This is a genomic window from Enterococcus sp. DIV0755b (assembly GCF_051713765.1).
GTDB classification, from domain to species: domain Bacteria; phylum Bacillota; class Bacilli; order Lactobacillales; family Enterococcaceae; genus Enterococcus_C; species Enterococcus_C canintestini.
This window is the reverse complement of record NZ_JBIOQN010000001.1, coordinates 1,509,660-1,530,629: the sequence shown is the minus strand read 5'-3', so window position 1 is coordinate 1,530,629 and position 20,970 is coordinate 1,509,660. Positions and strand designations below refer to the sequence as shown.

Below are 20,970 nucleotides of genomic sequence, written 5' to 3'. Positions count from 1 at the left end.
TTAACGATTGTTTTCCACATATTGCTCATAAATGCGATCAAAAATATCCATACTTGTTAGGTAATTAACATTCATCTCCAAATAACTAGATAACTCATCATAATCACTAGTATGTTTGGGAAACTGAATATCATGACTGACATGATTAGCGAAAACTTGTTCTTCACTTAAATGATTTGGCCCTTTTAAAGTCAAAACATAATGATAAAAACTTCTACGCATTAAACTCCTCCCAATGTTCTTTAATAAATTCAGCGCGTCTTTGGTGATTTAAAGCAAAATTTTGAGGATGTTTTTTATAGTAATCTTGATGATAACTTTCTGCTTCATAAAAAGGTTGCGCTGGTTCAATTGTCGTCACAATCGGTTCAGAGAAAACACCGCTATCAGCTAAAGCTTGGCGACTTTTTTCAGCTTTTATTTTTTGTTCTTCATTTAAATAAAAAATAACTGGTCGATAATTATCCCCACGATCTTGAAATTGACCAAAGGCATCGGTGGGATCTGTCTGTTGCCAATAAATTTGCAATAATTCTTCATAGCTAATAATTTCAGGATCAAATATAATTTCCACTGCTTCAGTATGACCTGTGGTATGAGTTAAGACTTGCTCATACGTTGGGTTTTCCACGTGACCTCCTGTATAACCAGAAGTCACTGTATAAATTCCAGGTTGTTCATCAAATGGTTGCACCATGCACCAAAAACAACCACCTGCAAAAATTGCGCGTTCCATCAAATCATTCCTTTCCTTCTGGCAAATATAAGCCTACTTGAATTTCATCGTCAATTAAATTAATCTTTTTAGCTTTGACAAAAAGGCCCGTTGGTAATTGAAACTGATCTAAACGTAAAGTAATAGCTTTATCTTTCGGGGTTACTTCAATCCATTCTGGAAAATCATAATTTCGCTTCACCAATTTCATAACTTCTTCAATGGGCAGACCCAATGTACCAATTGACATGCTCTTGGCCCGCAATTGAATATTTCCGTTTTCCATCACATAAGGATCAAAGTACAAATAAAAATGAACCGGAAAATTTAACACTTTTGTCTCACCTGAAAGCATAGCTTCATTTTCTAGGGCAAATTGATATTTCACGCTACTATCTTTTTGAAAATCAGTTAAATAGTAATCAATTAAAGCATTTAACTGACTTTTGTTCATAGAAATTGTAGTAACTTCTTGTCCTTTAGTATTAGTTACTTTTGCGGTTTCACTATAATTTGGTTCTCTGATAGCAAAAATTCTCGTACCCAAAAAGATACCGGTGCCAATGACAAACGCCGTTAAGACTAAAAATGCAATCTTCCAACCATTCATTTTTTTGAAATTCATCTTTTTGAATATTTGTATTTCTTCACGAGTTTTTTTAGGATTATTTTCAGTCATTTGCGACTACTCCTCGCCTTTATAGGTTTCTTATTTTATCAGCCACTCTGATTTCGTTTGAATTAATTCATCTCGCAATGCATTGGCCATTAACTGATAGCCCAAATTATTCGGATGAAACTTATCCTGGTCATATAACGCATTGTTATCGACAATATTTAAATCACTACTATTTGAACTTTTTATATCAGCTTCTGCTGAAGAATCAAGTGTACTGTCAATGCCCACTTCATTATCAAGTCCACGGTATAACAAATCATTAATTGGAATAAAATGAACATTTTGAAATTCTTTTGTCGTTTCTTCCGTAGCTAAATTCCAGTTATCGACAATTTTTTGCATATCGGTAATTTCAGGAAAATTTAAATAAAATGGATTGTAGATACCAAAAACGTAAATAGGCGCTGTTTGATTTTCTTTTTGCATTAATGTAATGATTTCAGCTACCCTTTTTTGATATTTAGCTTGTGGTTTCTGAAATGTTTTAATAGAAAGGCCAAAGAAATTATCTTGAATCACTTTCATTAAATCATTTCCACCTACAGTTAATGTCAAAATATCTGCCGAAGCAATATTTTTTAAAATTTTCTTTTCTTTTTTCATGCGTTTTAAAATCTGATCACTACGTTCTCCAGCCACCCCGTAATTTTCCACTTCTACACTGGTTAGACGATAGCGTTCTTCAATATCGTTTGTAACGATAGGAACAAAACCACCACGTTTAGTTTCATCACCTATTCCTTCAGTCAAAGAATCACCGACAGCAACAAAGTGAATTTTTTCTTTTTGATTTTTCACCACTTCATTACTAGGTGCTGATTCCAAGATTGGTTTGGCAGCAGGAATTGCTTGATTTAGCACAATATAAACAAACATTGCACCAATCCCCACGATCAAAACGGTAATCAGGGGTTTAAAAATTTTCAATAGCTAAACCTCCTCTTTAAAACTAAGCCAAAAAGCCATAGTATCGCTTATTTTAGCAAAAAAAAGGATAAAAAGGTAGTATCCCACATTAACGCTAATAAAGCTTTACTTTTCTCTAATTACTAGACTGTAAAATTTACCAATCAAAAAGAAGCCAAAACAAAAGTTTGCTCGTAGCAGCTGCTTATTAATCAATTTTTTAGATAAATCATTTCTTATCTCTTTTGATTATTGATTATTTCGCATACTTTTGTTTTAACTTCCAATTATTAATCTTCCGTATAATAAGTTATCGCAAATGCACCTTTACCGGTGTGTGTTGCAATAATCGGCGTGGTGTGTAGCAGTGGGATATGCATTTCAGGAAAAATTTCTTGTAGTTCTTTTTTAAATTCTTCACATAAGGCTAAACCATCAGCATGGGAAATACCAATACTTTTTACGTTGGTTTTTTGCTGTAATTCTTTTTTTAATCCTTCAAACCATTTGGTAAAAGTTTTTGTCCCCCGTCCTTTTACCACTGGAATCAATTCAGAATGATCAAAGTCCATTACAACTCGCATATTGAGTAAGTTAGATAAAATCCCTGTTGCGCGACTAATTCGTCCACCTTTTACGAGATTATCTAACGTTGAGACACCGATATAAAGTTTTGTGTTTTCTCTTACTTTTTCAACCGCTGTCAAAACTTCAGCTAATGAACTGCCTGCTTGTGCCATTTGGGCGGCTTTAATTACTTGAAAAGATAGGCCTTGATCTGTCGTGTCACTGTCAATGACTGTCACGTCACTTTTGGATAAATTACTCGCTTGACGGGCTGCTTCAACTGTCCCACTCAAGCCTTTCGTCATATGGATAGACAAAATTTGACTGCCATCTTCTCCTAGTGCATCAAAAAGCTCAACAAATTCGCCAATTGGTGGTTGACTTGTTTTGGGTAATTCTTTGGCTGTAGCCATCATACTCATAAATTTCTCACCAGATAGTGTTTCGTCATCTTTATATAAGACGCCATCAATCATTACCGATAAGGGAACGATTTCAATTTCTAATTTCTCTTGCACTGCTTTTTCCATCGTACACGATGAATCCGTAACTATTTTAAGTTTTGCCATGGTTCCTTCACTCTTCCTTTAACATTGCTCATCTTCATGTTAAAATACGTCTAAACATGCTCTGTCTCTAAGTATAACAGAGACATTTTGTTTTTTCATTAATTTTGAAACATTCCCTAAAAGGAGGTAGGTAAGATATGGAAAAACCGCAATTTTCTCGTAAATATTTAATCGTAAATGAAGTGCTAAACGCTGTGACTCACGGTATTGGCTTTGGTTTAGCAATCGCTGGACTTGTTATCTTATTAGTCAAAGGTGCCCGTTTAGGATCAGCCATCCATGTAGTTTCTTATGCGATTTATGGATCGATGATGATTCTACTTTTTTTGTGCTCTACTTTATTTCACAGTTTAATTTTTACCAAAGCAAAAAAAGTCTTTCAAGTATTTGATCATGACTCCATCTTTCTTTTGATAGCAGGTAGCTATACTCCTTTTTGCCTTTTAAGTATTAAAGGTTGGCTAGGATGGACGTTATTTGCATTAATTTGGCTCTTAGCAATTACTGGCATTATTTATAAATCTTTGACACTGCATAAAAAAGATACAGTCTCTAAGGTTTCAACTTTTATTTATTTGTTCATGGGTTGGCTTTGTTTAGTGGCGGCTAAAGATTTGTGGTTATCTTTAGGCAATATGGGAACTGCACTTTTAGTTGCTGGCGGCATGGCCTATTCCATTGGAGCCCTGTTTTATAGTCTGAAGAATATTCGCTTTATGCATGTGGTGTGGCATCTTTTTGTTATGTTAGGTGCAGGTTTTATGTATTTCTCCATTTTACTTTATACTTAAAAAGTGATGATCAGTTCATAATTGTTAGTTTAAAATTTTAGCTAACTATCAAATAAAAGCTAAAAAATGAGGTGTGATAAGAGTCCATTATCACACCTCATTTTTTATTAATCCGCATGAATACGTTCATATTCTTCAAAAGTATGGGGGAATTTATTCTTGTCATCAATTTTTCCGGCAACTTTTTTCACCAAGCGCCAATTTTTCCATTCAATCGCAGGAAAATACGTGTCCCCTTCAAAAGAATCTTCAATTACAGTGCGAAAAATGTAATCGCAAAAAGGTAATAACGCCGTATAGACCGCCGCTCCACCTGCAATAAAAACCGTATGCTCTTTTTTTTGTGCATATTCCAACACTGCATTAACATCATGTATTACATAGACGCCTGCTGGAGCTTGATAATCTGGATTACGTGTTAAAATGATAGTTGTTCTTCCCGGTAAAGGTCTTCCGCCCATTCCTTCAAAAGTCCGCCGTCCCATTATTAATGTATTGCCAATCGTCATCTCTTTAAAAAACTTTAAATCGTCTGGTAAATACCAAGGTAAAGCTTCATTTTTGCCGATTAAACCATTTTGATCTTGGGCCCAAATTGCTGCTAACATGACAATCTCCTTTTTATAAATTGTTTTTTATTTAAACTGCAATCGGTGCTTTAATTGTAGGATGAGGATGATAATTTTCCACTTGAATGTCTTCCATTTCAAAGTCAAAAACAGAAGATTTTGTTTGATTTAAAACTAATTTTGGTGCTGGACGAACATCTCGAGTTAACTGTTCATTCATCTGTTCAATATGATTTTGATATAAATGTGCATCCCCTAAAGTGTGGACAAATTCTCCTACGCCTAAACCTGTTTCATGAGCAATTAGATGTGTTAGCAATGCATAGCTTGCGATATTAAACGGCACACCTAAAAAGACATCTGCACTTCTTTGATATAATTGGCAGCTTAACTTACCGTCATAAACATAAAATTGAAACATCGTATGACAAGGAGGAAGCGCCATTGAAGGAACATCTTCTGGATTCCATGCCGTTACGATGAGACGACGGGAATTGGGATTGGTTTTAATCATCTCAATGACATCTTTAATTTGATCAATGAAAGTTCCATCTTGCTTTTCCCAATGACGCCATTGATAACCATAAATATGGCCCAAGTCACCATGTTTTTGGGCAAACTTCTCATCTGCGACAATTTTTTCGCAAAAAGCTTTCATTTGTTTTTGATATTCTTCATTAAATTTCTCATCTACCAAAGAACGACGACCAAAATCCGTCATATCTGGACCAGTATAATCCGCACATTTTACATAGCGTTCAAACGCCCATTCATCCCAAATATGGTTATTGTGTTGCAACAAATAACGAATATTAGTATCACCCTTTAAAAACCACAACAATTCACTTTTGATTAAACCAAAAGGAACGCGTTTAGTCGTCAGTAATGGAAAGCCTTCATTTAAGTCAAAACGCATTTGGTAACCAAATAAACTTTTCGTACCAGTTCCCGTCCGATCCCCTTTATCGTGTCCTTCTTCCAATAGCTTTCTGCCTAGATCTAAATATGCTTGTTCCATAAATATCCTCCTTACCATTCAAAAAGATTTCAGTCATATTATATTCATCGCTTAGTCTGTAGCAAATTCACTTAAATACTCCCACCGTTGCATCTTTTCTTCTAACAAAGCTTCAGATTTACTAATCTGCTTTTGTAATTCTTGTAATTTAGTAAAGTCTGCCCCTTGATGATTCATCTCTTCTGTTAGCGTGGCAATCTTTTCTTCTAGCTTTGTGATTTCTTCTTCGATTGCTTCCCATTCTTTTTGTTCCATGTAAGTCAATTTTTTCTTTACTGCATCTTTTGGCTTGGTTACTGGATCTTCACTGATTTTTTTAGTTACGGATGTGGGAGAATCTCCTATCGTATTTTCCGCTAAATAGTCGGTAATACTACCAAAATAAGACGTAATAATGCCATTCCCTTTGAAAATCAGTAGTTTTTCAGCGACCTTGTCTAAGAAATAGCGATCGTGGGAAACAGTTAAGACTGCACCAGGGAATGTATCTAAATAATCTTCTAAAACAGTTAATGTCGCAATATCTAAGTCATTTGTCGGCTCATCTAACAATAAAACGTTCGGTTGACTCATTAATAATTTTAGTAAAAACAGACGGCGTTTTTCTCCACCGGATAATTTGCCTATTGGTGTGCCGTGGGTTTGGCGTGGAAATAAAAAACGTTCCAGCATTTCCGTCACACTAACTTGAGTACCATCATTTTTTTTGACCATTTCAGCTACTTCTTGCAGATAATTGATCATGCGCTGATTTGGATCCATCACATCACTTTGCTGCGTATAATAAGCCATACGAACAGTTTCACCAATCGTTAAAGTACCGCTTTGTAAAGGAATTTTGCCACTAATAAGATTGAGTAACGTTGATTTACCGGCGCCATTTTCACCAGTGATGCCAATTCTTTCTCTAGCCTGCACTAATAAATTGAAATCATTTAAAATTACTTTATTCTCATAGGCATAATTTGCTTCTTTTAACTCGATTACTTTTTTTCCCAAACGTTTAGTCGCTATTTCAATGGCGACTTGTTCTTCATTTTTAGTTTGGCCCATACTTTCTTTTAAATCTTCAAAACGATTAATACGTGCTTGTTGTTTAGTTGTTCTAGCCTTAGCTCCGGCTCGCATCCAGGCTAACTCTTGTTTATAAAGTTGCTTTTTCTTTTGTTCCGCTTCAGCATTTACCCGTTCTCTTTCAGCTTTTGCCGCTAAATAGTTTTCATAATTTCCACTAAATTCTTGCAACTCCCCATTTGAAAGCTCAAAAATACGATTGGTTACACGATCTAAGAAATAACGATCATGGGTAACCATTAAAAGGGCACCACGATAATTTTTCAAATAATTTTCTAACCATGTAATTGCATCATAATCCAGATGGTTTGTCGGTTCATCTAATAAAAGTAAATCCGGCTCATCAATTAAAACTTGCGCCAAACCGACCCGCTTTTGTTGCCCACCTGATAAATTTTTAATCGGTTCATTTAATTGGTGAATACCTAATTTTTGCAAAATAATTTTAGCATTGGTGTCAGTCTGCCAAGCATCTTGCTCGTTCATCGCTGCTTCTGCTTTGGCAAAACGTTTTTGCGCTTGCTCACTTGTGCCATCTATCGTTAGCTGCTGTAAAGCTTGCTCATATTCTTTTACTACCTGAACTTTCAGGCTGTCACTTTCAAAGACCGCCTGTAAAACAGTTTGATTTGTATCAAAGTTACTTTCTTGGGCCAAATATGCGATACGATAATCTTTGGCATAGTCTAGAGGATTTAAATCACCGTCACCACTTTCAATTCCGGCAATAATTTTTAACAAACTACTTTTACCGGTCCCATTAATTCCGATTAAACCAATCCGATCTTTTTCATGGATCATAAAATTTAAATCGTAAAATAATGTTTTTTCGCCGTAAGTTTTGTGTAGTCCTGTCACTTTTAATTCTTTCATCTGTCACCCTCCAATGTCTCACACATTGTACCATTATTTGTAAAAAAAAACAGTTAGACATTTTGTGTTAACTTTATTTTTTCATTCAATTTTTATCTAATTCAATTGTCTGAAAACTATAAGATGTGGTCGATTTTTAGCCATGATATTTCTCTTAGATACTAATAAAATTAACTATGCAACATTTTTAACCAAACAAAAAAATGCTACTAAATAGTGCCCCACCGCCAAAGCTAATTTTTTGCTTTGAGACTTAGAGGTGGCACCCTTAGTAACATTTTTCAATTAAGTAACTATTTTTTGCATTCATTTATTCATCAGCAAATACTAAATGAGCTAGCTCTTTTTACGAATCAAAATCACCTGTGATTTTAGATTTTTCTAAAAAAAGGTACTCTTGGTAAGTTACCTGTCTGCCCCATTGCATAAGATTCTAAAAGATTCACTTTACGGCGATACTCATTAGCTGCAAAAGTTGTAATAGTTCCAGCCGTTTCAAATAAATCAATCACTTTACGTTCCAAATAATAACCACGTAACATTTCTTTAATATAAGCGGGATCTTGTCGAATCATGACTGCTGCCATAAAATCATTTAGCTCCAATTGTCCCATCATATTTTGACGTTGCTCTAAGAAATGGGCGATAATTTTTTCATCATAAACCCCATCTAAACTAGACAAACTTTGCTTAATTAATTTTGTATTACGCAAGTATACTTTTTTAATTTGATTTAAATCATTTGGTTGCATTTTTTTAGGGGCATTTTGTCTTCTTTCAAAAAAGAGTTTAGGGTGCAAAATCACCCGGATAATTCGTCTCACCACTAATAACCAAAAAGCGAGAAATGACAAAATTTGCTGCCCCACCGAATGTTGAAAATTAGCGATAAAGCGAGAATAAAAACGATAGGTATTACCATCAATTTCATGGCGGCGAAAACTTTCATCTAAACCATCCCGTTCAATACCAATAATTAACGCCTGGATTTCTTGTACTTCTTGCCGTTCGCTTTCTGTCATCGCTACCGTATAAATATCCCACATTCGGTTTTCATACGTTTGGATTACAGCTTTTAATGCAATTTGTTCATTTTCTGTTAATGTTTCATCTAACTGATCTACCTTTAGTTCTTCTTTGACTTCTGATAAGATAGCTAGTCCTTTTTCATCAACTGGTACTTCTGCTTCACCATCAGCAATTTGAGGTAAAACAACTAAGCTAATGATCAAACTTAACAAAATAACTCCAGCGGTTAAAAATAATAGGACGCTACGTTGCGGGAATAATTCACCGTGAAGGCTGGTTGGTAAAATAAAAATAGTCGCTAAACTGACGGTTCCTTTCACCCCACCAAATGTTAAAAGTAAAATTTCTTGCCACGACTTTGCTTTACTTTTTTTAGCACTAAAAAGATTTAAAAGTAGCAAAAAAATAAAACGAATAAAAAACAAAATGATCGTAACTGCTACAATAACCAACAATAATAACCAATTAGCATAAACATCACTTTCCCAAATTGGTGAGAAAACTTGTGAGATTTCAATTCCCAAAAAAATAAAGACGAGACCATTTAAAGTAAAGACAATCGTATTCCATGTCGCCGTAGAAACATTTGCCAGTTCCGCTTGAAATAAAGTTACTTTTTGCCGTCCAGTAGCTTGCATAACTCCCGCTACAACAGCAGCAATAATGCCAGATACACCAATAATTTCAGAAAAAACGTATGCTACAAAGGGTAATAAGAGTTCAATCAACAAATAAGCTGTCACATCTTGGGCAGATAATTGCTCAATTAAACGGATTAATTTTCTTTTTCCCCAAACTACAACGATCCCCACAAGAGCTCCGCCAACGCTAGCAAACAGTAGACGCCACGAACCTTGCCAAATAGAAAAACTCCCAGTAACTAATGCGATGGTAGCAAATTGAAACGCCGTTACACCAGAAGCATCATTTAATAAGCCTTCGCCTTCTAAAATTCGCATTACCCGTGGAGGAATTTTTAACGATTTCGTAATAGAAGACACTGCCACAGCATCAGTTGGTCCTAAAGCCGCGCCAAAAGCCATACAAGCTGCCAGAGGAATGGTTGGCATTAAAGTATGTAACGTTATTCCCACCGCCACTAAAGTTACAAGTACGCCACCAAAAGCTAAAGATAAAATCGTCCCGAAATTTTTAAAAATGACAGGTAAATCCGCATGTTCTCCTTCCCGAAACAAAAGTGGTGCGATAATTAACACTAGAAAAATTTCTGGGCGAAAATTCAACGTCCGACCATAACTTGATAGACCAACTAAAATACCAAAGAATATTTGGATGAAAAAAATAGGTACAGTCGGAATAATCTTGGCTAAAATATTGGAAAATGTAATGGCTACAGCAATTAAAATAATTAATTCAACTAACTCCATCCCTTACTCCTTTTGTTTAAATTCACACAATAATTTTAAAAAGATTTCTTTGCGCGCTACAATTTTTTCTTCGAGTTCTTTTAACTCTTTGGGCTGCTCTTCCAACTCTGTTTGTGCTCTTTTGGCCTCTAAGCGCAAAAGTTCATGTTTCAACCGTTCTAATTTTCGATAGCTAAATAAATTTTTGCGCCTTATTTTTTCTAAAATACGCCGTCTTTCTGCCATTGTTAGACTACCATATTTTGTGCGTAACAAATTCATCTGTGTTTCAAAGTCTTTACTCATGATTTTTCTCCCTTAAAAAATGTCTTATTAACAGTAGCGCAAAGAATTAAAGTTGACAAGTAATAACTGCGTTTCTTAAGGCCAACCCAACTTTTTGTGAAACTTCAATTTATTAAAAAGAAACCGCAGCTGTACACCTTCTATTTCAAAAAAAAGACGATGCGACAAGAATTTTGTCACACCGCCTAAAATATAGTTAGTTATTCATGTAAAGATCATAATAAGCATCCATGATTTCTTTAGCAATAATGACATTGACATGATCATCATCATTTTTCAAGTTTGGCAACATTACGCTAATAGCGACCTTAGCATCATCAGATGGCCCATAAGCGACAATATTACTATTGATGGTATCAATCAGTTTACCATTTTTTGTAGTAACAGAGGTTTCTGCCGTACCTGTTTTAGCTGAAGCTGACATTTTTGCTCCCGCTAAAGCAGTTGCAGTCGTATAAGGATCATTCCCATGAACGGCATCGTAAAATCCACCTTGAATAATATCCATTTGACTTTTTGAAAGATTAACAGTATTTAATATTTTCGGCTGAATCGCTTTTTTCAAATTGCCTAAATTGCCTTCAGCGTCATTTCCATAAATTCCACTCACGATATGAGGTTGAATTCTTTTACCACCATTTGCCACTGTTGCAGCATATTGTGCAAGTTGCATTGGTGTGTAAGTATCAAACTGACCAAAAGATAAATCGAGTACACTCCCCCCATTATTTTGGGAATCTAGGAACCGAGTATCTTTAATCAAACCACTTTCTTCACCAGGAAGATCAATACCTGTTTTTACACCCATCCCATATTCAGAAAATGCTTTTCGCAAAGCATCATAGGTGCCAATCTGTTTGTCAATTAAAGGCATTGAAATATTATATTGATAGTCCATGTGTAGTAATTTAAAAGCAACTTTCATCATATAAGCATTTGATGAAATCTCCAGTGCTTTACGGGCCGATAAATTACGGCTCCCACTACCGTCTTTATTATAGATTGATGCTTTAACAGCGGTACCGTTGACTTTTATTGGTTCATCGTATAGGACTTCGTTGCCATTTAAAACCCCATTTTGCCAACCAGCTGTAAGTGTACCTGCTTTTACTACCGAACCAGGTACAAAGGCTGATTGAACAGTTCCTAAAGCATGTTCCTCTAATGAATCACTTTGTTCTTTATGCAAAAAACCAGCCATAGCTAAGACACCACCAGTATTGGGGTCCATCGCTACAGCATATGCCCCAGGTGAATAATCCGCCTTACCTGCATCAATTAAGCCTTGATAATTTTTTTTCAAAATCGCTTCTACCCGTTTTTGAAATTCAGCGTTAATAGATAACACTAAATTATCTCCTTTTGCTCCAGGCGAGACTTCTTTTTGGCTTGAAATATTACCTTGTCGATCTAACAATACTTCAGATTGTGACTTTGTTCCTTGTAAAACATCCTCATACTGTTTTTCTAAAAAGCTCGTTCCAACCCGATCGTTACGAGCATAACCTTTTGCCAAATATTTGTCTAAATCTTCAGCAGGAAGCCCTGTAGTTTCTGTTGAAACTTTACCTAAAATACTACGTAAAGAGCCATTTTGGGCATAGTCACGTGTCCAGTCAGTTCCAGTTGAAACTCCTGACAATTCACTTGCACGTTCAGCAACAACTGCTAATTCTTCATCTGTTACATCTTGATTTTTAATATAAACCGTATTTAAAGCAGATGCGCTATTCATTCGTTTGAAAATCATTGCGGCTTTTTTTTGTTTCGTATCAAATTCAATTTCTTTTGCAGAAACTTTATCAACCAATTTAGCGTAAAGCTTACTTTGGTCAGTAATTAATTTCTCGCTAGTGCTTAAGCGATCATTAGCTTTTTTCAAATTCTTCGGATCAGCCAACCAATAGTCTTTCAAATCTCGTTCTTGTAATGTTTTATCTATCGGAACATCGATTAATTCATTCAGACGGTTCGCAATTTTCAACAAATCCTCAGCGGACATTGTATTTCCTCTGGTAAAAGTGATGGCAGGATTAGCTTTATTGGTAACTAACGCTTTACCCGTAGCATCATAAATCATTCCTCGCGGTGTACTGCCTTTAATATCAATTGTCGAAGAAGCCTTTAGCTGTGTGGCAATATTATCGCCATTAACAATTTGCAAATAACCAAGTTGTGCAATTAAAGCAATAAATAAGGCAAAAATAATAAAGAAAAGAAAGTTTAAACGAAATGGAACATGGGAACGCGGCGCTGTTTTTGAAGGTGCCCGTCCGTCTTTCAATTTTTTTTCGATATGCGCTTTTGTAAATTTATCTTTAAGATCTTTCATGAGTCAAATCCTTCCAAAACATGAGTACCGTCTTATTTTACCAAAAAACAAGTAAGAATACAGTTTTATTCCTCAAATAAATAAAACCTTAAGCTTGTTTTTAATCTAAAGATAAAATGTTCCACAAGAATAATTATCTTTTTAATTTTTTATCACAAAATCGGGTAATTTAATGGATTTAACCATTATCTTTTTCTCATAAATTGTGAAACATTCTTTTTCCTTACTTTTTGTTTTTTATAAACTGTGGGTAACTACAAAATAAAAAAATCTTGAGAATGAAAAAAAGACAATCTCAAGAAAACTACCCGAGATTGTCTTTTTTAGCATACTATTAGTAAGCAGCTTGTTCTTCATAATTTTGATCATAGTCAGAAGTAGTTTGGCTACCATCATCATACCCTTGTGTCCCTGTTACATTTTGAACAGAGCCATCAGCGTCTGAGGTTTGATTAGTATCATCATAAAACTGTCCTTGCGCATATCCACTTGTATATTCATCACCAGTTGGTAAAGTTTCACTTGTAGGTAAATTCAACTCTGCTTTCAATTTATTTTGCATAGTCAAAATTTGATTTAAACCTAACATTTGGTAATAAATACCATTCATCATTTGGCCTTCGCCTTCTAGTTGATCTTGCTCAATCTTTTTGAAAGCCGGAATATACTTATTGGCAATATCTAACATATCGTCCCAAGAAAGATCGGTCTTAGTATTTTTTTCAACGGCTTTTAAGATTTTTTGATAGTTTGCTACGCTATCAATACTCATCACTTTATTGACGATTTTCGTAATTACTTCCCGTTGGCGTTTTTGGCGACCAATATCACCTTCTGGATCTTGTTTACGCATTCTCGCATAGGCCAGACCAGTTTTACCATTTAATTTGATTTCACCTTTTGGAACGTGGACACCTTCTAGGGTAAAATCAATTTTGTTATTCACAGTAATTCCGCCAACAGCGTCAATTAAATCACGTAATCCTTGCATATTAATCGACACATAATGATCTAATGGAATATCCAGCAAATTTTCTACTGAATCCATCGCCATCTCTACACCACCAAAAGCATACGCATGGTTCAACTTATCCATCGTGCCGTAACCAACAATTTGAGTATAAATATCACGGTCTAAACTAACAATTGTTGAACGTTTCTTTTCTGGGTTTACCGTTACCACCATCATCGAATCTGAACGACCTTGTTCTGTTCTTCCTAAAGCACCGGTATCAATCCCCATTAATAAAACAGAAAAAGGTTCAGTATTATCAATATTGGCTTTTGAAACATGGCGACTATTTTTCCGGTCAACCTTTTCAACGATAGCATTAAACGAACTGTTTGCATCGTGGTACATTTTGATTCCGTAAGCAGTCGCCCCTAAAACAGCGACAGTGATTACACCCACGATTCCTAAGATAATTTTTTGATATAAACGCATTGGACACCTCTTAAGTTAACTTTTTCATTTGTGGAATATCGTATAAATTCTGCCATAATTTTCTACTTTGGGCAATGCCGGATTACTTTTATTACTCAAACTTAACACTTTTGCAACATAAATGAAAAGAAGCAATCAAATCTGATTGCCTCTTTTTTAAATATAATCAACAAAACGAGCCCGGAATTTCATATGCAAATGGCTCCCTAAAATAAGCAAAATTAAAATAATTCCCCAAAATATTAAGGTATAATTGGCTTTTTCCCAAAACCAAGCTCGGCTTAAAAAGGAGTCTCTGATGCCGTCATTAATGTAATAAATTGGATTAAGTTTTAGTATTTTAACCATCCAAATTGGTAGATTGCGATTATCTATATCCCATATTGTACCTGATACATAGAAAAGAAGACGCAAGATAGATTGTAAAAAGATATGATAATCACGAATTAAAACAGTAATTGTAGCATTGAGAATACCAAAAGCAAATAAAAAGACAATTAGACAAATAAAATAATAGAAGTATTGTAACCAATAGATGGTCGGCATAACACCGGTTCCTAAAAGAACGGCTACAACTATTCCTAGCATAGGAAAGTAAGATGACAAATTACTAACAATATTAATGGTCGGCAAGACACTGACGGGAAATTTCATTTTAGCTACCATGCCAACTTGTCGATGAATCGAATTTGATGCCCCTAGAATTGAGGAGTTGGTATAAAACCAGGCGGTAATCCCCATCAACATCCAAACAAAGAAGGAAACTCCATCAATTTTACGATTGCCATTCATACCGACCCCAAAAACCAAATAGTAAATTCCTACTTGAATGGCGGGATTCAAAATTTGCCACGCAAGTCCCAAATAATGGCTTTGATAAGTGGCCTTATCTTCATAGCGGGACATGCGAAAAATCATTCCTAAATGTTGAAACTGTTCTTTAATTATCAACCAAATTTCTTTCACTAAAATCTTCCTTTACATATCAACGACTAGCAATAGTCATCCTTATTTAAAAACTTGTACGATGGTATCTACGGGATGCTTAATAGCATGTGTTAAAGAGCGTCCGCTAAATGATACTAACGAAAAGAAAATTGTCGCAATAGTTGCACCAACGAGAACAGCTTTTGTTACTCCTGTCATTTTATCACCTAATGGCGTCCGCTTTAAATTCTTGTTAATTTGATCTTCAGGTAGTTTTTGTGCCACTAAATGTTGATCTTGTTTAGCGTTTTCTGCCAGTTTAGTAAGGCTAAAAGATTTTTGTTCTTCTTTACACTTATCTTGATAAGCTTTTTGTTCTTTTTTAGACAACTTTTTAAACCAATTGATGAACTCTTTATACTCGCTCATCACCTCATTGGTAGGTCCAATAGCACGCATATCGCCATAATGCATCCAAATAGTTTTATCGCAGAGTTTTTCGACTTGAGCCAACGAATGACTCACAAAGAAAATAGTTTTTCCTTGTGCTTTAAATTCCATAATTTTATCGACACATTTTTGATAAAAAGTTTCATCACCAACAGATAATGCTTCGTCAATGATTAAAATATCGGGATCATTGTGAACTGCAATTGCAAATCCTAATCGCGATTTCATACCACTAGAATAACTTTTAACTGGTTGGTTCACAAAATCACCTAAGTCAGCAAAAGCTACAATTTCATCCATTTTGGCATCAATTTCCTTATTAGTAAGACCAGTCATTAAAGCCTTCAAGCGGATATTTTCAATCCCTGTTAATTGTGGCTTTAAACCAGCTCCAATAGCAATAATTGATGTATCGCCATTTACTTCCATCGTGCCAGAAGTTGGCGGAATGATACCACTAATAATATTGGAAAGCGTCGATTTACCAGAACCATTAATTCCAATAATTCCAACAGATTCACCAGCTTTTACTTCAAAATTAACTCCTTTTAATGCCCAAAAACGGGGAACATTGCGATGATAAAACTTGAAGAGTGCCTTTACTTTATCAGATTTCTTTTTGTACAAATCATACTCTTTTGTAACAAGAGTGCTTCTTACTTTAATATTGTTTTCCAAAATCTTCATCCTTTACCAGATATTGACTTGAAATAGTTCACGCTACATCATACCATATTTTATTTATTGGTCAAAACAGCCTCTAATAAAATAGACCAAAAATATGAAAAAGTCGAGAAAATTCTCGACTTTTTCGAAATTATTATAATTTTAAATCGTTTTTAATTTGCGTAGTGGAGATTTCAGGTGTCCGGGGGAGATAAATAACTTCAGCTTCTGTTTCTTCTTGCAGAAAATCAAACTTACCTGCCCAGTCGTCTCCCATTACAAATTTATCAATATGATAAAGTTCGATGTCACTAACTTTTTGATCCCAGGCTTCTTCAGGAATTACTAAGTCTACATACCGAATTGCTTCTAACAATTGTTTACGTTTTTCATAACTGAAATAACATTTTTTTTGTTTTTCATCCCAGTTAAACTCATCCGTTGACAGAGCAACGACTAAATAATCACCTTGTTCTTTGGCACGCCGTAACAAATTAATATGGCCATAATGCAATAAGTCAAAGGTTCCATAAGTAATAACACGTTTCATATTTTTCCCTCGTTTCTTTTTCATATAACGAAGATAGCAAAAAAGATTTAAAAAGGCAAATAAAGAAAAAAACCGGAATAAAATCCGGTTAAAAAGTAAATTATAATTTAGTTACTTCAGCTGCTTGTGGACCCCGAGCGCCTTCAACGATTGTAAATTCAACATCTTGGCCTTCTTCTAAAGATTTGAAGCCATCCCCTTGAATTGCTGAGAAGTGTACGAAAACATCATCGCCACCTTCAGTTGTAATAAAGCCAAACCCTTTTTCGTTGTTAAACCATTTCACTTTTCCTTGTTCCATATTTCGTGTAGCCTCCAAAAAATATAATTTAACGGATAATCCGTCACTTAATTATAACCAAAATTGGAAGCGGTAGCAAATTTTATTTTTCTAAAATATAATCATTCATAATAAAGCCATTGCCGATCTCATCGTCTTTTGTAGCAACAATTTTAAAGCCACAATGCTCGTACACTGCAATGGAATGCGCGTTATCCCGATTTACTCGCAGTTGTTGTTTTAAGCCTAATTTTTCACTTAAATTATCGTACCAAGTAAAAATTTCACGCATCAATCCCTGTCCTCGAAATTCTTTTTTGATGTAGAGCTTACTAATATAGATTGCTGTATCCTTAATCTCGTAGGCTGTATAACCAATAATTTCATCTTCTTTTAATAACGAAAAATAACGAGCACCTCGTTTTATTTCTGCTTCAATATTTTCTTTTGATTGATAATTGTGTAACATAAAATCCACTTGTTTTGCTCCAATAATTGGCGTAAACCACTCTTGCCAAATTTCGACAATAACAGGATATAATACTGCGATTTCTTGTTTTGTTTCAATTTTCTTTTTTTCCAAATTGTTTCCTCCAAATAAAAAATGTGGTGAAAGTTTCCCTTCACCACATTTTAGACTACTTATTTTGCATTTTCAAAATGTTCATTGGCTTTATCCCAATTTACAACTTCCCAAAAAGCTGCAATATAATCAGGACGCACATTTTTATATTTCAAATAATAAGCATGTTCCCAAACATCTAAGCCGATAATTGGTGTTTTACCTTCCATCAATGGTGAATCTTGATTAGCAGTAGACATAATAGCCAATTTGCCGTTATCAACTACTAACCAAGCCCAACCAGAACCAAAACGTCCAGTCGCAGCTGTTTTAAATTCATTTTTAAAATCTTCAAAAGAACCAAACGTTTCATCAATGGCATCTTTTAGAGCGCCAGTTGGTATGCCACCAGCATTTGGTGCCATAATTTCCCAGAAGAATGTGTGGTTAGCATGTCCACCACCATTGTTTTGAACAGCAGTGCGAATATCAGCTGGAATTTCATCCATGTATGCAATCAATTCTTCAACACTTTTTTCTGCTAATTCAGGATATTTTTCCAAAGCTGCATTTAAATTTGTTACATAAGTGTTGTGATGTTTATCATGGTGTAAGTGCATTGTTTCCACATCAATATAAGGTTCCAATGCATCATATGCGTAAGGTAATTCTGGTAAAGTATAAGCCATTTCTAAACTCCTCCTAAATGTTATTTACAATGTAAACACTATCAAAGAAAAGTCAATTATTCAAAAAATATGCTTCAATTTCTTTAACTTGAGCAACATTTAAACTATTTTATCCTTTGGTTTAAAAATAAACAATTTACTAAACAGATAGTTTGCGATAACCACAATAATTTGGGTTATCAATTTCGACCAGAAATCACTAACTCCAATTCCCTCAATTAAAAGAAACATTACTCCCATATCAATTCCATAAGAAAGTATGCGGTAAAAAATAAATTTAGCAAATTCGATTGAAAGTTCTAAAAAATTTTCCGATTTTGATTGAAAAACCCATAATTTATTGGTGATAAAAGCAAATAACACCGCTGCTATCCAAGAGATTGTATTTGAGTTAAATAAATTCAAATTTAACGTGTCACGAGCTACAAAGTATGTAATAAAATTTACTAGCGTCGCTAAACCGCCAAAAAATAAATAAATAAAAACTTCCCACAAATGTCTTTTTTCCAATTCACTTTTAAATTTAAAATAGTAATTCACACTATTACTCCCTTACATTTCATTCGTTTTCCATGATACACAAATAGCAGTAGCTATTCGAGTGTTTTCAAATAAATTTAACCAATTCTCCTTGTAAAAGCACAAGACCTTCGATAGAATGGATTGAATACTTATAAAAGGAGTCTTGCTCTGAATGTTATCACTAATGAAAAGTTCTTTTTTCCAGTTTCAAAAATTACTGGAAGCAAAAAAATTACCATTTGGAAAGATAATTGGTTATGTCTTTATATTGGGAGCTGTTCTAGCACTACCTCTTGCTTACAAAGTAAGTGGTGTTTTTCATGAAATCCAGCAAGATGGTCAAAAAATTGCCGCAAAACTTCCCGATTTTACTATTGAAAATAATCAACTTACGCCGGCAAAAGAAAATGAAAAAGGTTTTATCTATCAAACAGATTCAATTATTTTTACTTTTGATCCTGAAGGAAAGCGTACTGAAAAAGATATTACTACAGATATGGTTGGCAACTTTTTAAGTATCGGCCTATTAAAAGACAGTCTAGTCGTTGCTATGCCGAGTACTGGAACAGGTTCTGCTTTATTAGGTGACAATCAACTAGTTATCCCCTACACAGAAGCTGCTTTAAAAGGCTTAGACGGCCAACATATTCGTGAGTACTTAAAAGACGCTAAAATACCTTGGTGGATGTATCTGATTGCCTTTTTAGTTTCTCTTTATCCTAGTGTCATCAATTTACTCGTGACGCTATTATTTGCCACTCTTGGCGCAACACTGCAAACAAAAATGCGCCGACTCAACTTAAGTAGTTTTGAAAATTTCAAAATTGTTGTTTTTGCAGCAACTCTCCCAGTTGTTATAACTGCATTAATTCACCTTGTAACCATGGGATTTGACGGAACAATGTTCATCTTGATTGCAACTTTATTTATTTACAATCAAGTGATAAAAGGCCTGGCTGGCAAAGACAAAGTTTAACTTAATCAAAAGACTCTTTTCAAATTTAGAAAAGAGTCTTTTTTTGTTCCTTTTGATACAATGATAGTAGCTAATCATTAAAAGGAGATGTCCTTATGACAAAATTTATCTTATCACAACGTTCTTTTAAATCTGAGTATCTCGATCAAATAAAAAAAATAGCCCCTCAATTTCAATTTATTACAAAGATTCATGCAAAAGAAGATTGGGAAAAAGTTACAGTTACGATTGGCTGGCAAGAAGAATGGCAACCACTATTAGCTTCAAACTCTAATTTAAAATGGGTACAAAGCATTTCCGCTGGGGTGGATTATTTACCACTTAACGATTTTGAAAGTAAAAATATTTTATTAACCAATGCAAAAGGCATTCACAAAGAAGCAATTAGTGAACATGTTTTAACAACTATTTTGATGCGTCTGCGGGGCTTTAATGAAGCAGCGATTGGTCAACGTCATAAAAAATGGAGTCAAGCTGTTTTTTACGGAAAATTAGAAGAACAAAAAATTCTTATCATAGGTACTGGCCAAATTGGTCAAGAACTGGCTAAAACATTAAAATTATTAGGAAATCAACCTGTAGGAGTAAATACAACAGGCCATAAAGTAGCAAATTTTGAACAAACTTTTGCTATTTCACAGTTAAAATCAATCGTTAAACAATTTGATTTTGTCATCAACATCTTACCGCTCACAACACAAACTCATCACTTATATGATGCCGACTTTTTCAACGCTATGAAACACACTGCAACTTTTGTTAACGTTGGAAGAGGAGCTAGTGTTGACACAAACGCTTTACTTGTAGCACTCCAAAAAAGAAGCATTGCTTATGCTGCACTAGATGTTTTTGAAGAAGAACCGCTTCTTCAAACTAACCCATTATGGCAGCTAGATAATATTTTAATTACACCTCACATCGCAGGGATGGTACCACATTTTCAACAAAAATTTATGGCAATCTTTTTACAAAACCTAACATCTTTTGTTTCAAATCAATCTGTCGTTAAAAATCAAGTCGATTTAAAAAAGGGTTATTAACCTTTCCCCTTATATTCTTATATAAAATGCAAAATTAAAAACCTTGGTAAAATAGCTAAATCATTATTT

Annotated in this window: 22 protein-coding genes; 3 read left to right on the top strand and 19 right to left on the bottom strand. The window is 34.6% G+C overall.

Translation table 11 applies throughout. The annotated features are described in order from the left end of the window. The 5 genes from IGI65_RS07265 to IGI65_RS07245 all read right to left on the bottom strand — a co-directional run bounded on the left by IGI65_RS07265 (window position 1) and on the right by IGI65_RS07245 (window position 3,436). Complete coding sequence (locus tag IGI65_RS07265; RefSeq protein WP_071863769.1) at window positions 1-222, bottom strand: YozE family protein; 222 nt, start codon at window positions 220-222, stop codon at window positions 1-3. Further along, entirely contained in the window at window positions 215-736 is a 522-nt protein-coding gene (gene msrA, locus IGI65_RS07260) for a peptide-methionine (S)-S-oxide reductase MsrA (protein WP_438773715.1), read from the bottom strand. Before msrA ends, IGI65_RS07265 begins: the two co-directional genes overlap by 8 nt. Window positions 737-740: 4 nt before the next feature. Then, window positions 741-1,394 carry a YpmS family protein gene (locus tag IGI65_RS07255; RefSeq protein WP_438773714.1) on the bottom strand — a complete coding sequence of 218 codons (654 nt, stop codon included), beginning with the start codon at window positions 1,392-1,394 and terminating at the stop codon, window positions 741-743. Between the two features lie 30 nt (window positions 1,395-1,424). Beyond that, window positions 1,425-2,321 carry an SGNH/GDSL hydrolase family protein gene (locus IGI65_RS07250; protein WP_438773713.1) on the bottom strand — a complete coding sequence of 299 codons (897 nt, stop codon included), beginning with the start codon at window positions 2,319-2,321 and terminating at the stop codon, window positions 1,425-1,427. A gap of 269 nt (window positions 2,322-2,590) precedes the next feature. Continuing rightward, window positions 2,591-3,436, bottom strand: coding sequence for a DegV family protein (locus tag IGI65_RS07245; protein ID WP_438773712.1), 846 nt, complete (start codon window positions 3,434-3,436; stop codon window positions 2,591-2,593). A gap of 137 nt (window positions 3,437-3,573) precedes the next feature. Here IGI65_RS07245 and trhA point away from each other — a divergent pair, with 137 nt between their 5' ends. Next, a complete protein-coding gene (trhA, locus tag IGI65_RS07240) occupies window positions 3,574-4,227 on the top strand; it encodes a PAQR family membrane homeostasis protein TrhA (protein ID WP_438773711.1) in 654 nt (217 codons plus the stop codon). A gap of 107 nt (window positions 4,228-4,334) precedes the next feature. On the opposite strand, the gene IGI65_RS07235 is transcribed toward trhA, so the two are convergent. The 14 genes from IGI65_RS07235 to IGI65_RS07170 all read right to left on the bottom strand — a co-directional run bounded on the left by IGI65_RS07235 (window position 4,335) and on the right by IGI65_RS07170 (window position 18,903). Then, window positions 4,335-4,835: a dihydrofolate reductase gene (locus tag IGI65_RS07235; RefSeq protein WP_438773710.1), complete on the bottom strand. Its 501-nt coding sequence runs from the start codon at window positions 4,833-4,835 to the stop codon at window positions 4,335-4,337. Window positions 4,836-4,866: 31 nt separating this feature from the next. After that, window positions 4,867-5,814 (bottom strand): thymidylate synthase, encoded by a 948-nt coding sequence (locus tag IGI65_RS07230; protein WP_438773709.1) that lies wholly within the window; start codon window positions 5,812-5,814, stop codon window positions 4,867-4,869. Between the two features lie 51 nt (window positions 5,815-5,865). Further along, window positions 5,866-7,689 (bottom strand): ABC-F family ATP-binding cassette domain-containing protein, encoded by a 1,824-nt coding sequence (locus IGI65_RS07225; RefSeq protein ID WP_438774421.1) that lies wholly within the window; start codon window positions 7,687-7,689, stop codon window positions 5,866-5,868. Window positions 7,690-8,132: 443 nt separating this feature from the next. Then, window positions 8,133-10,178 (bottom strand): cation:proton antiporter, encoded by a 2,046-nt coding sequence (locus tag IGI65_RS07220; RefSeq protein ID WP_438773708.1) that lies wholly within the window; start codon window positions 10,176-10,178, stop codon window positions 8,133-8,135. Window positions 10,179-10,181: 3 nt separating this feature from the next. Further along, window positions 10,182-10,463, bottom strand: coding sequence for an AAA family ATPase (locus tag IGI65_RS07215; protein WP_071863759.1), 282 nt, complete (start codon window positions 10,461-10,463; stop codon window positions 10,182-10,184). A 196-nt stretch (window positions 10,464-10,659) separates the two neighbouring features. Next, window positions 10,660-12,795: a penicillin-binding transpeptidase domain-containing protein gene (locus tag IGI65_RS07210; RefSeq protein ID WP_438773707.1), complete on the bottom strand. Its 2,136-nt coding sequence runs from the start codon at window positions 12,793-12,795 to the stop codon at window positions 10,660-10,662. A gap of 334 nt (window positions 12,796-13,129) precedes the next feature. Then, window positions 13,130-14,239 carry an LCP family glycopolymer transferase gene (locus IGI65_RS07205; protein WP_438773706.1) on the bottom strand — a complete coding sequence of 370 codons (1,110 nt, stop codon included), beginning with the start codon at window positions 14,237-14,239 and terminating at the stop codon, window positions 13,130-13,132. A 156-nt stretch (window positions 14,240-14,395) separates the two neighbouring features. Further along, window positions 14,396-15,205, bottom strand: coding sequence for an ABC transporter permease (locus IGI65_RS07200; RefSeq protein WP_438773705.1), 810 nt, complete (start codon window positions 15,203-15,205; stop codon window positions 14,396-14,398). Between the two features lie 42 nt (window positions 15,206-15,247). Then, window positions 15,248-16,303, bottom strand: a complete 1,056-nt coding sequence (locus IGI65_RS07195) for an ABC transporter ATP-binding protein (RefSeq protein ID WP_438773704.1) — start codon at window positions 16,301-16,303, stop codon at window positions 15,248-15,250. A gap of 133 nt (window positions 16,304-16,436) precedes the next feature. Beyond that, complete coding sequence (tagD, locus tag IGI65_RS07190) at window positions 16,437-16,832, bottom strand: glycerol-3-phosphate cytidylyltransferase (RefSeq protein WP_071863754.1); 396 nt, start codon at window positions 16,830-16,832, stop codon at window positions 16,437-16,439. Window positions 16,833-16,932: 100 nt separating this feature from the next. Further along, complete coding sequence (locus IGI65_RS07185; RefSeq protein ID WP_071863753.1) at window positions 16,933-17,133, bottom strand: cold-shock protein; 201 nt, start codon at window positions 17,131-17,133, stop codon at window positions 16,933-16,935. Between the two features lie 82 nt (window positions 17,134-17,215). Continuing rightward, entirely contained in the window at window positions 17,216-17,695 is a 480-nt protein-coding gene (locus tag IGI65_RS07180; protein ID WP_438773703.1) for a GNAT family N-acetyltransferase, read from the bottom strand. 59 nt (window positions 17,696-17,754) lie between these two features. After that, window positions 17,755-18,363, bottom strand: coding sequence for a superoxide dismutase (locus IGI65_RS07175; protein WP_438773701.1), 609 nt, complete (start codon window positions 18,361-18,363; stop codon window positions 17,755-17,757). A gap of 99 nt (window positions 18,364-18,462) precedes the next feature. Further along, window positions 18,463-18,903, bottom strand: a complete 441-nt coding sequence (locus tag IGI65_RS07170; protein WP_438773700.1) for a GtrA family protein — start codon at window positions 18,901-18,903, stop codon at window positions 18,463-18,465. Window positions 18,904-19,057: 154 nt separating this feature from the next. Here IGI65_RS07170 and IGI65_RS07165 point away from each other — a divergent pair, with 154 nt between their 5' ends. Together IGI65_RS07165 and IGI65_RS07160 are read left to right on the top strand one after the other, a co-directional pair. Continuing rightward, window positions 19,058-19,861 carry a DUF1189 domain-containing protein gene (locus tag IGI65_RS07165; protein WP_438773699.1) on the top strand — a complete coding sequence of 268 codons (804 nt, stop codon included), beginning with the start codon at window positions 19,058-19,060 and terminating at the stop codon, window positions 19,859-19,861. Between the two features lie 95 nt (window positions 19,862-19,956). Next, a complete protein-coding gene (locus IGI65_RS07160) occupies window positions 19,957-20,901 on the top strand; it encodes a phosphoglycerate dehydrogenase (RefSeq protein ID WP_438773698.1) in 945 nt (314 codons plus the stop codon). The last annotated feature ends 69 nt before the right edge of the window (window positions 20,902-20,970 follow it).

Bases quoted from the DNA above. Each gene is read 5' to 3' on its own strand.
- IGI65_RS07205 (WP_438773706.1), bottom strand. From the start codon at position 14,239: ATGCGTTTATATCAAAAAATTATCTTAGGAATCGTGGGTGTAATCACT.
- IGI65_RS07265 (WP_071863769.1), bottom strand. From the start codon at position 222: ATGCGTAGAAGTTTTTATCATTATGTTTTGACTTTAAAAGGGCCAAAT.
- IGI65_RS07220 (WP_438773708.1), bottom strand. From the start codon at position 10,178: ATGGAGTTAGTTGAATTAATTATTTTAATTGCTGTAGCCATTACATTT.
- IGI65_RS07225 (WP_438774421.1), bottom strand. From the start codon at position 7,689: ATGATCCATGAAAAAGATCGGATTGGTTTAATCGGAATTAATGGGACC.
- IGI65_RS07210 (WP_438773707.1), bottom strand. From the start codon at position 12,795: ATGAAAGATCTTAAAGATAAATTTACAAAAGCGCATATCGAAAAAAAA.
- IGI65_RS07175 (WP_438773701.1), bottom strand. From the start codon at position 18,363: ATGGCTTATACTTTACCAGAATTACCTTACGCATATGATGCATTGGAA.
- IGI65_RS07245 (WP_438773712.1), bottom strand. From the start codon at position 3,436: ATGGCAAAACTTAAAATAGTTACGGATTCATCGTGTACGATGGAAAAA.
- IGI65_RS07165 (WP_438773699.1), top strand. From the start codon at position 19,058: ATGTTATCACTAATGAAAAGTTCTTTTTTCCAGTTTCAAAAATTACTG.
- IGI65_RS07235 (WP_438773710.1), bottom strand. From the start codon at position 4,835: ATGTTAGCAGCAATTTGGGCCCAAGATCAAAATGGTTTAATCGGCAAA.
- IGI65_RS07255 (WP_438773714.1), bottom strand. From the start codon at position 1,394: ATGACTGAAAATAATCCTAAAAAAACTCGTGAAGAAATACAAATATTC.
- tagD (WP_071863754.1), bottom strand. From the start codon at position 16,832: ATGAAACGTGTTATTACTTATGGAACCTTTGACTTATTGCATTATGGC.
- IGI65_RS07185 (WP_071863753.1), bottom strand. From the start codon at position 17,133: ATGGAACAAGGAAAAGTGAAATGGTTTAACAACGAAAAAGGGTTTGGC.
- IGI65_RS07195 (WP_438773704.1), bottom strand. From the start codon at position 16,303: ATGAAGATTTTGGAAAACAATATTAAAGTAAGAAGCACTCTTGTTACA.
- IGI65_RS07215 (WP_071863759.1), bottom strand. From the start codon at position 10,463: ATGAGTAAAGACTTTGAAACACAGATGAATTTGTTACGCACAAAATAT.
- IGI65_RS07230 (WP_438773709.1), bottom strand. From the start codon at position 5,814: ATGGAACAAGCATATTTAGATCTAGGCAGAAAGCTATTGGAAGAAGGA.
- IGI65_RS07160 (WP_438773698.1), top strand. From the start codon at position 19,957: ATGACAAAATTTATCTTATCACAACGTTCTTTTAAATCTGAGTATCTC.
- trhA (WP_438773711.1), top strand. From the start codon at position 3,574: ATGGAAAAACCGCAATTTTCTCGTAAATATTTAATCGTAAATGAAGTG.
- msrA (WP_438773715.1), bottom strand. From the start codon at position 736: ATGGAACGCGCAATTTTTGCAGGTGGTTGTTTTTGGTGCATGGTGCAA.